The sequence below is a fragment of the Acinetobacter sp. genome, assembly GCF_049284435.1.
Classification (GTDB): domain Bacteria; phylum Pseudomonadota; class Gammaproteobacteria; order Pseudomonadales; family Moraxellaceae; genus Acinetobacter.
Genome location: NZ_JBAPXX010000158.1, coordinates 1 through 14,813 on the forward strand (window position 1 = coordinate 1; position 14,813 = coordinate 14,813).

Below are 14,813 nucleotides of genomic sequence, written 5' to 3' on the forward strand. Positions count from 1 at the left end.
TTATTGTTCTTAAGCAGCCTGTCTGAATAGGTTTTAATGCAAATAATTGTATTTCAATAAATTAATCGATTTAAGAAATATAGGGTGATTGAGTGGTTTTAGTCAATATAGTAAATGATTATTTACAGCTATATTTTTAAGTGATTGTTCTTTCAATAAAAAAATAGTTTATGTTTTAATCTTTAAGTGACCTTAAAAGTAATGGCCTAATTGAACTAAATGCTGTTTATTTTTAATTCAATTAGAATAAATGATGTAGAAAAAATTAAAATTAGTCAGTTTCAGCATCAACCAGTCGGTCTTAAAAGTCTCAGTAAAATCATGATCATGTAATTTTTTTATAAATTAATACATTACAAAATACTCAGTTTATGCATAATGGAATAGTCTTAAGTTGCATAGGTTTTATTTTAATGGATCCCTCGCCGTGCGTTGATCTTCCATCTCTATTTCTAGCTTACTCGAACGGGGTAATTTTCTAATGGAATTTTTATTAGATCCCGGAATCTGGGTAGGTTTAATTACTCTTATTATTCTTGAAATTGTTTTAGGTATTGATAACCTAGTCTTCATTGCCATTCTGGCTGAAAAACTTCCTCCTGAACAACGCGATAAAGCGCGTGTCGTCGGTTTGTCACTCGCATTATTCATGCGTCTAGGTCTGTTATTTGCCATTGCCTGGTTGGTCACTTTGACTCAACCGCTGGTCACCCTGTTTGACTGGACCTTTTCCGGTCGAGACCTGATTTTACTCTTTGGTGGCTTATTCCTGGTGTATAAGGCCGTTACTGAGCTGCATGAAAAGATGGAAGGCAAACCTGAAGTTACAGTGTCTACCAATGTAGTATATGCAAGTTTCACTGCTGTTGTTGCACAGATTGTTGTTTTAGATGCTGTTTTCTCTTTAGATTCAGTGATTACCGCAATTGGTATGGTCGACAATATTTATGTCATGATGGCTGCAATGATTGTCGCGATGGGCGTGATGCTACTGGCATCGAAACCATTGACCAACTTTGTGAACCGCCATCCAACCGTGGTGATTCTGTGTTTAAGCTTCCTGCTTTTGATTGGTATCAGTCTGATTGCAGAAGGTTTTGGTTTCCATATTCCTAAAGGCTATATCTATTCAGGTATTGGTGTCGCGATCATAATCGAAGCATTCAACCAGTTCGGTCAGCGTAATGCTGCTAAACATGAATCTAAGATTCCTTTGCGTCATCGTACGGCTGATTCGATCCTGAAGTTAATGGGTGGCAAGCTGGAGACGACCGATAATCAAAATAATGAGGCACAAGAAACCTTTGCAGATGAAGAGCGCTATATGATTGGCGGGGTGCTTACCCTTGCAGAGCGTTCAGTCGCTTCGATCATGACGCCGCGCGGTCAGATTTCATGGGTTGATCTGGAAGATAGCCCAGAACAGATCCGTGAAAAAATTCTGTCTGTTCCACACAGTCTGTTCCCGGTATGTCGCGGTAGCCTGGATAAGGTAATTAGCGTGGTACGTGCCAAAGAATTACTGGACGTACTGGAAGAGCCGGAAGAATTAAAAGCACTGATCAAACGTCATCGCCCAATTTATATCTTTGAAAAGATGAAAGTTATTGACGCAATCAATACTTTGCGTACCTCTAAAGGTTCTTTGGTCTTGGTGAGTGACGAGTTTGGTAATGTGCAGGGTCTGATTTCACCGCTAGATGTGTTTGAAGCAATTGCCGGTGAATTCCCGGATGCAGACGAACAACTAGATTTGGTGAGAGTCAATGATACGCACTGGATCGCATCGGGCATGTTAGACCTGTATCAGCTTGAGCTGGAACTTGGCATGATTGATCTGATTGATGAAGATGCCGGTTATATTAGTGTGGCGGGTTTGATTCTGGATAAAACCAACAGTACGGTTGAAGTGGGCACCGAGTTAAATTATCAAAGTGTTCAGTTCAAAGTCACTGAAATTGAAAGCAATCGTATCAAGTCGGTCAACATTCATTACGCAGGTTAATAATTTGTTTTAACTACTTTTTTATTTAAATTCTAAAAGTCAGTTGCTTTAGTGGTAGCTGGCTTTTTTAATGCATGTCTGTTGAATCTAGTTCATTAAAATAATATGAGCCTTTGTTTAAACTGGTTTTTATCAGTCTATTCATACTATATTTCAAGTTCCAAATTGAGCTGGATATGCTGGTATTACACTAAAAATTTCAAGCCAAAAGAGGTCAAATCGATGAGCAAAAATAAGCATGATCAGGCATTGGATATGGATTCCTGCAGCCTGTTAATCAAAACTTAAAAGTCATATTTAAATAGAAATAAGAAAATAAACGACAATTCACATGAACTAAATTAACCTTATGCAAGCATATCTTAATTAAAGAAGACATGCTTTTTAAGAAAATCGATATATAAATTTCATGAAGCTCCGCTTATCAAGCAAAGCATTTATCCAAATGGTTGGCGCATAAAATTAAAACAGAAGATTTCTATCGATATGGATAAAAAGGAAGTAGGTAAACTAGATAGGGGCACGTTCACCTATTTAAGCGTAAACACCCCGTAAAGCAGCCAATAAACTAAATGAATTCCGGCAGAATTTTAAAGTTGGCGTATTGTCGGATTGTTTCAGTATTGAGCTGATGGATTTCATCCAGAAAGGCGATATTAAAACTGCCTAATTGTTTTGCGCGTTCAAATGCCAATCGACCGGCAATTGCAAAATGTACATGCGCAGTCAATGCAGCAAGGGCTGGAGACGTTACTGCGCTATATGCAGCAATCAGTGCACCGAGCGCACATCCCATTGCCGTGATTCGGGGCTGTAAAGCAGAGCCGCCGACCACCTGTATCACAGGATAGTCTCTAGAAATAATATAATCGGATTCACCGGAGATCGCGATACATTCACAATAATCCAGCAAACTTTGCGCCTGTAAATAAACATCCGCACTGTCTACTGTGCTGTCTACACCCTTGGACTCGATTTGCTTGCCGGCCAAAGCACCAATTTCAGAGGCATTGCCACGCAAAATGGCAGGATGGGAATGCATCAACTGATCTACGATGCCTGAACGCCAGTGCAGAACTGTTCCATAACCGACCGGATCAAGCACCCAGGGTTTTTGCAGCTGATGTGCAGTTTCCGCAGCAATCTGCATCGCCTGAACCTGTTCTGTCGTCGGTGTACCCAGATTCAGACTGATTGCTGCTGCAATTTTGGCAAAACTTTCAGCTTCAAACGGATTGTCGATCATGGCCGGAGAAGCATGTGCAGCCAGTATAATATTGGCGACATAATTGCTGGCCACCGTATTGGTCATGATATGCACCAGGGGCTGCTGTTGCTGAAGTTTCAACCAGGCCTCACAGATCTGGTTCAGAAGTGTTTGCTGTAATGCTTGCATCGAAGTAGTCATCATGGTCATTTAGAAAATAGGAGAAAGATTCGTTGTATTCGGTCAGCGGGTAAAATAATGGTCTTGATGCTTGCAGCTACGACAGAACAGGCTGACATAGTCACTGGCATCATAATCCACCGACAGTTCCTGTGAGCCGCAGTGCATACAACGTTTCTGGGAATAGAATTTCAGGCGAGGTTCGATCTTGTGCCACGAATGCCACACTGGCTGAAAGAAGATATTTTCATCATAGCCCAGAAAACGATAAAACAGGATTTCACTCATCTTGCTGAATGCCAGTTGCGGTGGACGCGGCAGGGTAGAGGTTTCCCATTTTTCTGTAACTGAATGTTCGCGATACTGCTGCAAGGTTTTTTTCAGCAGATTGGTATTAATAAAGTTTTCATTGCGCGGCTTGAGGGCTTTTTGTTTATATAGATATTCCAGCCCGGTCTGCACCAGATAATAAATCTGCCCCACAGCCAATACATCCAAAAGACGATAGCAAAAGGTCTGAAAGCTCTGATTTCCGGCAATCTGCACATTCCAGCTACGGCAATAGAATTGAGCAAACTGAATGATTTCCTCATACAGCAGGCAATAGAGTGCATCTTTGACTTCATCTGCACTTTTAAAGGGCACACCTTGGCTCAGGTTTTGATAAAACCAATTGCGCAGCTGCTGGGTAATGCTGAACAGGGTCGGCTCAGAATAGCCATCCAGTCGGACATTAATATAATAATGCTGATTTTCCTGCTGGAGATCTTTGGGAATCAGAACCTGATCCCTGATCAGGCTTTTCACCAGACCATGTTGGAACAAATAATTGGGGCTGATGGAATAATATCGAATTTGATGCCAGTCAATATATTCGCGGTGCTGGCTATATTCCTGCACCTGTTCATCCAGAATCGCAAGTAAAAACAGTTTATTGATAAAACTGAGCTGATTCAGCTCAAGAACCGGCCGATCCTGTTTTTTATGATATTGACGGTTTTCCTGTAAACGGACTTCCTTGAGCATGCGTTTACGCTGCGCCAGACAGTGTTCGCAATAACAATTGTGCTTTTGATCGGAATAAAGCTGATGCTGGCAATGGCTGCATTCATGATAGCTCAGCTCCTGATCATATTGCTCTGCCTCAATCCAATACATCGATGCCTTACACAATGGGCAGTGAGTACTTTCATCAAGCTGTTTTTGCAGAACACTGAATACCATGGTCGCGAGCAACTCTAGAATGGACGGGCATTTGATTATACACGGCTGATGAGATGCAAATGTAGTGAACTGGCGCAATTTTTTAAAATCAAAAACAGCCATACAAACAGGAGAAGAGCTACCGAAGTAGCTCTGATTTTAAATCATGAAATGACGATTTTTAAACCGGGCAGGGTAATGTGTCGTCCTGCTCTCCACGGTGTTTGGCATGAATTAAGGCCTGAACCTTTTTAGAGGGAACTTTTTTGGCACCAAGTGCATCGTAGGTGTTGAGAATGGCAGTCACTTCATGGGCCTGAAGCGGAATGCCTTCACAGCTCATCAAGAGCGCAATCACTTTATGGTCAATATTGGCCTGATCCAGAGTCTGCAAAGTTTTAATATTTTCGATCCGTATAACATGCTGTTTTAAATACATGACTCACCTCATCATCGTTATCATTATTTTTTCATTTTAAGTGTGGAAAAACACAGTTTAACTGTAGCAAGAAGTGTGCTCATTTTTTAATCAGTATTTATGTATTACTCTGAAAATAAAATTATATATTTTTAAATCAGTTAGTTATAAAAATGTAAGAAATTATGATCCTGATAATTTTTATGGCACAGATATTTCTTGTATCGGGCCGTGTGCTGCTCATTTAGGCAGAATGCATTGAAAGTGGTGCATGAAATGCCCATATTAGATCTGACAATACAAATGCACAGACAGCGTTTCAAACTTGGCGTATGATTTTGACATGAACAATGTCGAACACGATAAAAGATTAGGACAGGACATGAATATTGCGGCAAACCCGGTGATCGAAGCGGATCAAACCATTTATTTAAAAGACTATCAAAAACCTTCCTTTATTGTTGATTCCATCGACCTGAATATTCAAGTCTACAGTGACCACAGTCTGGTTAGCAGCAAACTGGAGATGCGGCGTCAGACTGCTGGCGATCTGGTTCTGCTTGGCCGCGATTTGGAACTGCAATCGATCCGGTTAAATGGTCAAATCCTGAATGCCAGTGACTACCACTTGGATGCTGAACAGCTGGTTATTGCCAATGCACCTGATCAGGTCTCACTTGAAATTGTGGTTAAAATCCATCCTGAAAGTAATACTATGCTGGAAGGTTTATATCAGGCCAGTTCAGATCTGTTCGTGACCCAAAACGAACCAGAAGGGTTCCGTAAAATTACTTTCTATCCAGACCGTCCTGATGTGTTGTCGGTCTTTACGACGCGTGTAGAGGCAGACAAGAAATATCCGGTCTTGCTCGCTAATGGTAACCTGCTAGAAACTGGTGAAGTAGATGAAAATCGTCACTATGCCGTGTGGCAGGATCCGACCAAGAAACCGAGCTATTTGTTCGCCTGCGTAATTGGTAATTTGGCAGTGATGAAAGATTCTTATGTCACGTCAGAAGGCCGCAATGTAGCTCTGGAAATCTACGCAGAAGAAAAAGACATTCCAAAATGCAAAATTGCCATGGAAGCGCTCAAACATTCCATGCGTTGGGATGAAGAGCATTATGGTCTGCCTTATGATCTGGACAATTACATGATCGTGGCGACCAGTGCGTTCAATATGGGCGCTATGGAAAATAAAGGTCTGAATATCTTTAATACTTCATGCGTGCTGGCCGATGAAGAGTACACCACTGATGCCGCAATCATGCGAGTGCAATCAGTCATTGCCCATGAATATTTTCATAACTGGACCGGTAACCGGATTACCTGTCGTGACTGGTTCCAGTTGTGTTTAAAAGAAGGCCTGACTGTATTCCGTGACCAGTCTTTTTCGGAAGATTTACAGTCGGCTGCGGTACAGCGTATTGATGATGTGGCAGTTCTGAAAGCGCATCAGTTCCCTGAAGATTCAGGACCATTGTCACATCCACCGCGTCCAGATCATTTTGTAGAAATTAACAACTTCTATACTGCCACTGTTTATGAAAAAGGGGCGGAAATTAACCGTATGATGGCGACCTTGCTGGGCAAGGAAAAATTCCGTCAAGGAACCGATGAATATTTCCGCCGTCATGATGGTCAGGCGGTAACTGTTGAAGACTGGGTGGCCGCGCTTACAGCAGGTTCAGGTGTAGATCTCTCTAATTTCTTGACTTGGTACAATCAGCCGGGTACGCCTAAACTTCAAGCAAAAGCTGAATATGATGTGGAGACACAAATCTATCGCCTCAGTTTTAAGCAAAGCCTGAAAACCCATGCTAAATATCCAAATCTGAAAGCTGTACCCATTCCAGTGGCTTTGGCACTGTTTGATGCTGAAAGCGGTGAGCAGTTAACGCTGAACTCTGAGGCACTCTTTGAAAATGGCGTCAAAGATGGGGTGTATCTGTTTGATCAGGATGAAGCCACGATCGAATTTAGCGGTGTGACAGCAAAACCGGTGGTGTCCTTGCTGCGTAATTTCTCTGCACCAGTGAATCTGGACTTTGACTATTCAGAAAAAGAACTGGCTTTCCTGTTGCAATACGAGACCAATGGTTTTAACCAGTGGCAAGCAACTCAGACCTTACTCGAGCGTATCTTGTTGGATGACCAGCCTGCAGAAATTTATATCGAGGCTATGCTCAATACCTTCCCGGATGTGATTGATAAAAATCCGCTGTTGGCATCACGTCTGTTTGATGTACCGTCTGAAGGTTATTTAGGCAGCCGTATTGATCAGGATTATAATCCGGTCATGATTCAGGAAAAGCGTGAGGCTTTGCTGCATACCTTGGCACGTGCCTTTGGAGAAACAGCGAAAGAAACTTATCTTAATCTGGATCCTGATCTGCAATCTGAATTCTCGCAAGCGATGGGTGTGCGTGCCTTAAGAAACATCATGCTGACGATGATTGCCCGTCAGGGTGATGCATTTGCCTTTGATTTAGCCTATGAGCAATATCACACGGGGAATATGTCTGAACGTTTGGGTGCGCTGAAAGTCTTGGTCTGGAATGATGCTCCACAAGCAGAAGAAGCTTTGGCAGATTTCTATAGCCGCTTTGAAGATGAAGCCTTGTCTTTAGACCAATGGTTTATGGTTCAGGCAGCCCATCCAAAAGCAACGGACGAAACCATTGCGTATCTGACCCAACATCCGGATTATGATCTGGCGGTGCCTAACCGTATCCGTGCAGTTAGTGGGGGGCTGAATGCCAACCCGGTCAATACCTGGAGCTTTGGTGTGCAGCATTTTATTGGGCTGGCAAAATATCTGGACGAGAAAAACCCGATTGTAGGCTCACGTTTGCTGCAGGTATTGTCACGCTGGTATACCTTGGCAGAACCGCAACGCAGTGAAGTGAAAGTACAGCTTGAAACCTTAAAGCCACTGGTTAAATCTAAAAACGTGTCTGAGACATTAAATAGTATGCTGAGCGTATAATAATCAATATTCATAAAAAACCGGATCGACCTGATCCGGTTTTTTATTTCCTGTTTATTTCAAACGCTGGCTTTAAATACAGTTGAATTTCTCTAAAGGCCTAGGTAAGTACCAAAGGGTGTTACAGTATGATTATACGAAAAGAGTACTCATTTATTACGCTGTAAGCTAGGTAAAGAGATCTACAGATTCGCTTACTAGAGGTTGTCCAAGATATGTTAGTGAAAATTGAAGATGGTTTTTATTTAAATAGCCAGCATATTATTGCCGTACATGTCAGCAAGAATCCTGAAAATGGCTTACTTGAAATCTCCATTCAATATACGCCGCATTCCATTCAGCAGGTCGGAGAATACAAAAAAGTATTTCAAAGCCAGCTTGATGCTGAAATTTTCTTAAGTGAATTAAATCAAAAACTTCGCTAAAAGCCTGCATCATACAGGCTTGGATCAAGCATCTTATTGTCTGACGATGAGTACTGGAATAGAGGAAAGTGCCAGAACATTCTGAGCTACACTGCCCAGCATAAGTTTTTGCAGACCTTTACGACCATGTGAACCCATAATGATCATATCGGTCGGTGATTCATTTGCAGCCTGCATAATGCCTTCTGACGGTGCCATGCCATGCAGGATTTTTGTCGTCACCTGTATGCCATCACGAACAAAGTTCAGTTTCAGTTCATTTAAACGATCCAGAGCATTTTGTTCTGCATGCATAAAGTAGTCTGTAACTGCTGGAGCAACTTTGTAAAAATCTACGCCCTTAAAGGGATCCACCGCAATCACACTGAGTAAAGTGACATGGCTATGAAATACTTTGGCCAGTTCCAGGGCATGATCTGCGGCAGCATAGGAAATCGAGGACTCATCGAGTGCTACGAGAAGATGATCATAGTTATTCATGGTGCTTCCTCATATTTATTATTGCAGTAAAGGGGAGTGTGGTTTGAGCGAGTAAATCTCCACAGCATGTTTTGCTAGGCTTTCAAATGTAAAGTAGCAAGTACTGCGCATCTTGAAGATGCGCAGCGTCAGGATTATTTTTTCACGATCAGTACGGGAATTTCACTCGCACCCAATACATCTTGTGCAAAGCTGCCCAGAATCATTTTCTGGAAGCCTTTACGGCCATGAGAACCCATGACAATCAGGTCTGCTTTTACTTCACCCGCGGTTTCAGCAATATGCTCTGCATTGACTAAACCTGTGACAATGCGGGATTGCGCTTCAATACCTTCACCGGCTGCGATGGCAGTGGCTTCTTTCAGGGCCTTTTTGGCATTGGCATGTGCCTCGATAAAATATTCCTTCATGATGGAGGAGCTGTAATAGAAATCAGCCTCAGTAAAAGGATCTTCTGCGATCAGGCTGATCAGGGAAAGCTGACTACCAAATGCCTTGGCAATTTTGGCAGCATGTCGTACTGCAGAAAAGGAAATTTCTGAACCGTCCACTGGGACTAAAATATGTTGATAGGCCATGGCTTTTCTCCGCAGGTTGTCTAATTTTCAGGCTTGGTTTATTGATAGCACAGTGCTGTGGCGGGTGCAATTGCAAAAAAGCGGTAAAATTGAAAAAACTCATTAAATTACAAATATTTTTCATGTAAAAGTGATGAAAAAAAACAGAGTAAAAAACTCGGAATTGCAGTTTTAATGATCAAAAATAAGAGGATGAATAGTCCTCGTTTGCAGCATGATGGTTTAAACTGCCGTAGCCTGTTTTTAGATCATGTATAGGAGACTGTTTTGAGGTTTTTTGCCATTCATCTTTTGCTCATAAGTTCAGTTATTCTTTCCGGCTGTCAGACCGCACAGAACAGTAAAGTCATTGCCGGTGCTTTTAACCTCACCACAGGCTTGCAGCAAAAAGTGATGGATCGTTATGCGCCTGGTGCGGTTATCGTGCAGCAAAATATTGCCTATGCGCCGCAGCAGAAACTATCTCTGGATCTGTATCAGCCGCAGAATATTGCCAGTATTGGACCACGACCGACCATTGTCTGGATTCATGGGGGAGGCTGGATTTCAGGTTCTAAAGAACATGCACGCGGTTATTTCAAGCTGCTGGCTGCACAGGGCCATAACGTAGTATCCGTACAATACCAGTTTGCGCCACAAGCGACCTATCCAAGCCAGTTACATCAGATCAATCAGGCACTTGAATTTCTCGATACCTATGCGGAAACCTACCAAATCGATGCCCAGAACTTATATCTGGCCGGAGATTCTGCCGGGGCGAATATGGCCAGCCATTACGCCGCTCTTTTGACCAATCCTATATTTGCCGACCAATCTGGTATTCAGCCTCATCTGCAACCTACGCAGCTTAAAGGTTTAATCTTGCATTGTGGAATTTATGACTTAGAAGCATTTGCCAGCACAGCACCTGAAGAAATGAAAATTATCGAATGGGGTGTCTTTAACCTGATTCAGGCTTATACCGGCGATCGTAAACATGATGCCGAGTTTTTAAAGCAGATTTCTCCGATTCAGTATATTACGCCGTCTTATCCACCCGTCCTGATCAGTGGTGGGAATAAGGACTTTCTGACCGATACTCAGTCGCTACCATTTGTAAAAGCTTTGAAGGAACAGCAGGTTCCTGTGACTGAAATATTTTATCCAGAGTCTAAGGCCTGGCTTATTCATGAATATCAGTTTTTTATGGGAAAAAAGGAAAGTCAGCAAACTTTTGTCAAAACCCTGGATTTTTTACATCAGCTTTCCCCTTGAAGAGAAAACTGTGCAAAATGAATCTCTCAAGATTGATCATGTCAGCTCGTCCCGACAGCAATCATTGAAAAATTGTTTGGAGTTTAAGAAATGAATCCTGTGTCATGGGCATATTTGTTGTTGGCGTTGGCTATTATTGCCGAAGTGACTGGATCAATATTTCTGGTGAAGTCAGAAGGCTTTACCCGATTATGGCCATCTCTGGCAGTAGTCGTTTTATTCTGTATTGCGTTTTATTTGCTGTCTCAGGTGATTAAGGTGATTCCCTTAGGCATTGCCTATGCCATCTGGGCGGGTGTTGGCATCATTCTAACGGCAATCTTGGGCTATGTAATTTTTAAACAGGCGCTGGATTTGCCAGCTTTTATCGGGATTGCACTGATCATTTCCGGTGTGGTGGTGATTAACCTGTTTTCCCAAACTGCAGGGCATTAAAAAGGCAGACATAGTAGTTGCCTCATTTCTACAATAAGCTTATGCCACTTGCGGTTTAAGCTTAAACAGCAAATAAACCATCAAACCAAGTAGCAGTCCCCAAAAAGCGGAGCCAATCCCAAAAAACTGGATATTAGATGCGCTAAACAAGAATGTCATCAGTGCAGCTTCACGGTCATGACTGTCCTGAAAAGCCAGCGCAATGTTGTGGCCAATGGTGCCAAATAGGGCAATGCCTGCCAATACTGTAATCAGAATAGCAGGAAAAGCCATGAATAGACTGGTCAAGGTCGCAGCAAAGAAGCCCATCAGAATATAAAACAGGCCGCAGCTCATACCGGCAATATAACGTTTGGCCGGATCAGGATGCGCTTGAGCATCCAGACTGACTGATGCACTGATTGCGGCAAGATTGACACTAAAACAGCCAAATGGCGCCAACATCGTCTGTGTAATGCCCGTCCAGCCTAGAATAGAATTCACTTTCGGCGGATAACCATAACTTTTGATGACGGCGAGTCCAGGCAGATATTGTGATGCCAGGTTAATCACCATCAAAGGTAAGGCCAGTCCTAAAATGGCCTGCAGGCTAAATTCAGGTGTAATCCATACCGGCTGGGCAATACTCCAGTTCAGCTGCGGAATAGTAAAATTAATAAAGAACGGACACAGGGCAATAGCCATTAACACGGTAATCACGATGCTATAGCGCATACTCAGTTTTTTGGAAACCAGATAAACTGCCAATACACAAAGCACAAATTCCCATGACTGTTGCAGACTACCAAAGACCGAGATGCCAAATTTTAATAACACACCTGCCAGCATGGCGCTGGTCAAACTTTGTGGAATAAACTGGAAAATTCGCTCGAAAATTCCAAAAAATCCCAGACAGGCAATCAGGATTCCAGAAATCAGAAAAGCGCCAATTGCTTCACCCAGACTATAGTGACCGGCAGAAGCAATGACCAGTGCCAGACCGGCAGTCGACCAGGCGGTTGAAATCGGATAGCGATATTTCCAGGAAAGCAAAAACCCGGAAACCCCGATGCCGATACCGAGTGCCCATAACCAGGAGCTGATTTGTGCCTGATTGGCACCCAGACTTTGCGCAGCTTCAATGACCAGTACGGCGGAAACACTGATACCAATCATGCAGGTAATAAAACCGGCCATGATGGCAGGAAAGGAGAGATCTTGTAAAAGTTTAGGCATCACCCATGACACTATTTTTAAATGCTTTTAAAGCATACGCTTTTCACGTATCAACACAATATTTTTAACAATTTTATCCAGAGGTCTGCTGGCTTGAAGCCGGTCATTACTAGAAGGTTGAAGTCGCCAGTTTAAGGCCAAAACCGCAAAACAGGATCCCAACTGCAGCGACACAACTGGCGGTCACTTTATAATTCTGGTTGAAATAGGAGGCCAGTTTTACACCAGAAAAAATCAGGATCGACAGATAAGTCATACTGATCAATTGCAGGATCACAGCCAGAAGCGTGAACGTCAGGGCGGGATAAGGATAGGTAGGATCGACAAACTGCACAAAAAAAGACAGATAAAACAGAATCGCTTTGGGATTTAAAATGCTGATTGTGAGCGCTGTACGAAAGGGCTGAATTGATTCGGTAGTATCGGAAGATGTTTTTTTAATCTGGACACGTTGTGATGACTTTTCCGGAAAGAAAGTCTGATAGGCTGCAATGATCAGTTTGATGCCGAGGTAACTGAGATAGATCGCTCCGATAATTTTCAGGGCAATAAACAAGACCGGAAAGGCATGCAGTAAAGAAGCTGCTCCCAATGCTGTACATACAATCAGGATCAGATCGCCAGTATAAACCCCCAAGGCACCCATATATCCAGTCTTAATACCAAAGCGCGAAGCAATCGACATGACATACAAGGAGTTCGGCCCAGGCAGTAACACAATCAACGTGGTTCCAATGATAAAGGTCGTTAGATCTGTGATACCAAACACGAAAAACTCGCAAGAACAAAAAAGCCGATGCGGCATTATAGCAACATCGGCTTGGAGAAATTGGCTAAATTTTCTTTAAATTTCAGTCGTACTCAGGAAAGTTTCACGTAATAAAGCAGCCAGTTGTTCACGGGCTTTAATGAAACCATCAATGCCACCTTGTAGTAATTCACTGGCCATCGGATCCTGTTGCAGTTGTTCCAGGAATTCGGTTTGGCTGATAGGACTGAGTTCACCTTGAACTTGAATATCTTTGGCTGAGAGTTGGGCCTGCACTTCACGCTGATCATTTTCCAGTTCGGCCAATAAATTTGGCGCTACCGTGAGCAGGTCACAGCCGCTTAAGCCCAGTACCTGATCAATACTACGGAAGCTGGCACCCATGATTTCAGTCTGAATACCATGCGCTTTATAGAACTCATAAATACGCTTAACTGATAAGACCCCCGGATCTTGTTCAATCGGGTAAAATTCTACGCCTTCAGCTTTTTTGTACCAATCCAGAATACGGCCGACGAAAGGCGAGATTAAAGTCACTTTGGCATCCGCGCAGGCATGGGCCTGATGCTGGCCGAACAATAAGGTCAGGTTAGTGTGAATACCTTGTTCTTCCAGTGCCTTTGCTGCCTGAATGCCTTCCCATGTAGATGCGATCTTAATCAGGATGCGGTTCGAATCAATCCCATATTGCGCATAAAGTGCCAGTAACTCTTTTGCTTTGGCAATGGTGGCTTCAGTATCAAAGGATAGGGAAGCATCGACTTCCGTTGACACACGACCTTCAATGAGTTTTAAGATTTCTACACCGAATTTGACCGTCAAAATATCAATGGTACGTTCAATCAGGGCATCATCCACATAGCCTTCTTGCTGGGCCTGCTGAAAAGCGGCTTCAATCAAGGCCTGATTTTCAGGTTGTTTCGCAGCAGCAGTAATCAGCGATGGATTGGTGGTTGCATCAAGCGGACGAAATTTTTCAATGGCACTCAAATCACTGCTGTCTGCCACAATGGTCGTCAAGTTTTTTAATTGGTTTAATGCAGTTAATGTCATTACGATCTAGTTCTATGGTTATTGCTTATGCTTTCTTATATATCATAAATGGCCGGTTTACCAAGTAGACTGTCGTTGAATTTCTGTGATTAATGTCTGGTTTTGCGTTGTTTGCGCAAGTGATTAATCAAAAAATGAGCAGCTGTGCCTAATCGGGTTTCCCGGCTCCAGACCAGGTCAACAAAATATTCAAACTTTGGGGTGAAATCGAGCAGGTTGAGAACCTGTAACTGATCTTGCAAATGTGGCTGCTCATTCAGCATCTCGAGTGGCAGCACGCCCCAGCCCAGACCTTGCCGAATCATGCTACAAGCCGAGTGATGATTGTCGGTGCGCCAGTAGTGTCTTGAAAAGAGCAGTTCCGGTTTGATGGTGCGATCCCGACTGGCCACCACAATCTGCCTGTTTTGCAAAATCTGTTCATAACTGACTTGATCGAATTGACTTAAGGGATGTTGTTTAGCGACTACAGCGACCAGTACCTCACGTTTTAACTCCACAAACTGTTCACGCGTTTCCAGTTGTTCGCGTTCAAACATCAGGGCCAGCTGCGCTGAACCTTCGAACAGCATACGATGTGCATCTTCCTGAGGTGCACTAAA

Annotated in this window: 14 protein-coding genes; 5 read left to right on the plus strand and 9 right to left on the minus strand. The window is 43.0% G+C overall.

The genetic code is table 11. From position 1 onward, the window contains the following. The first annotated feature begins 481 nt into the window (after nt 1-481). Nucleotides 482-2,005 carry a TerC family protein gene (locus tag WAK81_RS13485; RefSeq protein ID WP_422197534.1) on the plus strand — a complete coding sequence of 508 codons (1,524 nt, stop codon included), beginning with the start codon at nt 482-484 and terminating at the stop codon, nt 2,003-2,005. A 568-nt stretch (nt 2,006-2,573) separates the two neighbouring features. Here the strand turns inward: WAK81_RS13485 and thiM are convergent. The 3 genes from thiM to WAK81_RS13500 form a co-directional block, all read right to left on the minus strand. Continuing rightward, complete coding sequence (thiM, locus tag WAK81_RS13490) at nt 2,574-3,422, minus strand: hydroxyethylthiazole kinase (protein WP_422197537.1); 849 nt, start codon at nt 3,420-3,422, stop codon at nt 2,574-2,576. Nucleotides 3,423-3,455: 33 nt separating this feature from the next. Beyond that, nucleotides 3,456-4,616, minus strand: coding sequence for a hypothetical protein (locus WAK81_RS13495; protein WP_422197539.1), 1,161 nt, complete (start codon nt 4,614-4,616; stop codon nt 3,456-3,458). 160 nt (nt 4,617-4,776) lie between these two features. Next, nucleotides 4,777-5,034, minus strand: coding sequence for a hypothetical protein (locus WAK81_RS13500; protein ID WP_064096549.1), 258 nt, complete (start codon nt 5,032-5,034; stop codon nt 4,777-4,779). Between the two features lie 361 nt (nt 5,035-5,395). On the opposite strand from WAK81_RS13500, the gene pepN reads away from it, so the two are divergent. Next, entirely contained in the window at nt 5,396-8,002 is a 2,607-nt protein-coding gene (gene pepN / locus WAK81_RS13505) for an aminopeptidase N (RefSeq protein ID WP_422197554.1), read from the plus strand. 215 nt (nt 8,003-8,217) lie between these two features. Then, nucleotides 8,218-8,427 carry a hypothetical protein gene (locus WAK81_RS13510; RefSeq protein WP_004278836.1) on the plus strand — a complete coding sequence of 70 codons (210 nt, stop codon included), beginning with the start codon at nt 8,218-8,220 and terminating at the stop codon, nt 8,425-8,427. Between the two features lie 33 nt (nt 8,428-8,460). On the opposite strand, the gene WAK81_RS13515 is transcribed toward WAK81_RS13510, so the two are convergent. Then, nucleotides 8,461-8,907 (minus strand): universal stress protein, encoded by a 447-nt coding sequence (locus WAK81_RS13515; RefSeq protein WP_004278835.1) that lies wholly within the window; start codon nt 8,905-8,907, stop codon nt 8,461-8,463. 134 nt (nt 8,908-9,041) lie between these two features. Further along, nucleotides 9,042-9,485 (minus strand): universal stress protein, encoded by a 444-nt coding sequence (locus WAK81_RS13520; protein WP_004278834.1) that lies wholly within the window; start codon nt 9,483-9,485, stop codon nt 9,042-9,044. Between the two features lie 267 nt (nt 9,486-9,752). On the opposite strand from WAK81_RS13520, the gene WAK81_RS13525 reads away from it, so the two are divergent. Then, a complete protein-coding gene (locus WAK81_RS13525) occupies nt 9,753-10,739 on the plus strand; it encodes an alpha/beta hydrolase (RefSeq protein ID WP_422197542.1) in 987 nt (328 codons plus the stop codon). A 90-nt stretch (nt 10,740-10,829) separates the two neighbouring features. Next, nucleotides 10,830-11,174 (plus strand): SMR family transporter, encoded by a 345-nt coding sequence (locus WAK81_RS13530; RefSeq protein ID WP_422197544.1) that lies wholly within the window; start codon nt 10,830-10,832, stop codon nt 11,172-11,174. Between the two features lie 39 nt (nt 11,175-11,213). Here WAK81_RS13530 and WAK81_RS13535 read toward each other — a convergent pair whose 3' ends face one another. The 4 genes from WAK81_RS13535 to WAK81_RS13550 all read right to left on the minus strand — a co-directional run. Further along, nucleotides 11,214-12,389, minus strand: a complete 1,176-nt coding sequence (locus tag WAK81_RS13535; protein WP_422197546.1) for a benzoate/H(+) symporter BenE family transporter — start codon at nt 12,387-12,389, stop codon at nt 11,214-11,216. A gap of 109 nt (nt 12,390-12,498) precedes the next feature. Next, the gene (leuE, locus tag WAK81_RS13540) at nt 12,499-13,158 is read right to left on the minus strand and encodes a leucine efflux protein LeuE (RefSeq protein ID WP_422197548.1); all 660 of its coding nucleotides are present in this window, start codon (nt 13,156-13,158) and stop codon (nt 12,499-12,501) included. A gap of 75 nt (nt 13,159-13,233) precedes the next feature. Next, the gene (gene tal, locus WAK81_RS13545; protein WP_422197550.1) at nt 13,234-14,211 is read right to left on the minus strand and encodes a transaldolase; all 978 of its coding nucleotides are present in this window, start codon (nt 14,209-14,211) and stop codon (nt 13,234-13,236) included. An 89-nt stretch (nt 14,212-14,300) separates the two neighbouring features. Continuing rightward, the coding region (locus WAK81_RS13550; protein ID WP_422197552.1) for a substrate-binding domain-containing protein at nt 14,301-14,813 on the minus strand (513 nt) is incomplete at its 5' end.

Coding starts and splice junctions, on each gene's coding strand:
- WAK81_RS13485 (WP_422197534.1), top strand. CDS start 482: ATGGAATTTTTATTAGATCCCGGAATCTGGGTAGGTTTAATTACTCTT.
- thiM (WP_422197537.1), bottom strand. CDS start 3,422: ATGACCATGATGACTACTTCGATGCAAGCATTACAGCAAACACTTCTG.
- WAK81_RS13495 (WP_422197539.1), bottom strand. CDS start 4,616: ATGGTATTCAGTGTTCTGCAAAAACAGCTTGATGAAAGTACTCACTGC.
- WAK81_RS13500 (WP_064096549.1), bottom strand. CDS start 5,034: ATGTATTTAAAACAGCATGTTATACGGATCGAAAATATTAAAACTTTG.
- pepN (WP_422197554.1), top strand. CDS start 5,396: ATGAATATTGCGGCAAACCCGGTGATCGAAGCGGATCAAACCATTTAT.
- WAK81_RS13510 (WP_004278836.1), top strand. CDS start 8,218: ATGTTAGTGAAAATTGAAGATGGTTTTTATTTAAATAGCCAGCATATT.
- WAK81_RS13515 (WP_004278835.1), bottom strand. CDS start 8,907: ATGAATAACTATGATCATCTTCTCGTAGCACTCGATGAGTCCTCGATT.
- WAK81_RS13520 (WP_004278834.1), bottom strand. CDS start 9,485: ATGGCCTATCAACATATTTTAGTCCCAGTGGACGGTTCAGAAATTTCC.
- WAK81_RS13530 (WP_422197544.1), top strand. CDS start 10,830: ATGAATCCTGTGTCATGGGCATATTTGTTGTTGGCGTTGGCTATTATT.
- WAK81_RS13535 (WP_422197546.1), bottom strand. CDS start 12,389: ATGCCTAAACTTTTACAAGATCTCTCCTTTCCTGCCATCATGGCCGGT.
- tal (WP_422197550.1), bottom strand. CDS start 14,211: ATGACATTAACTGCATTAAACCAATTAAAAAACTTGACGACCATTGTG.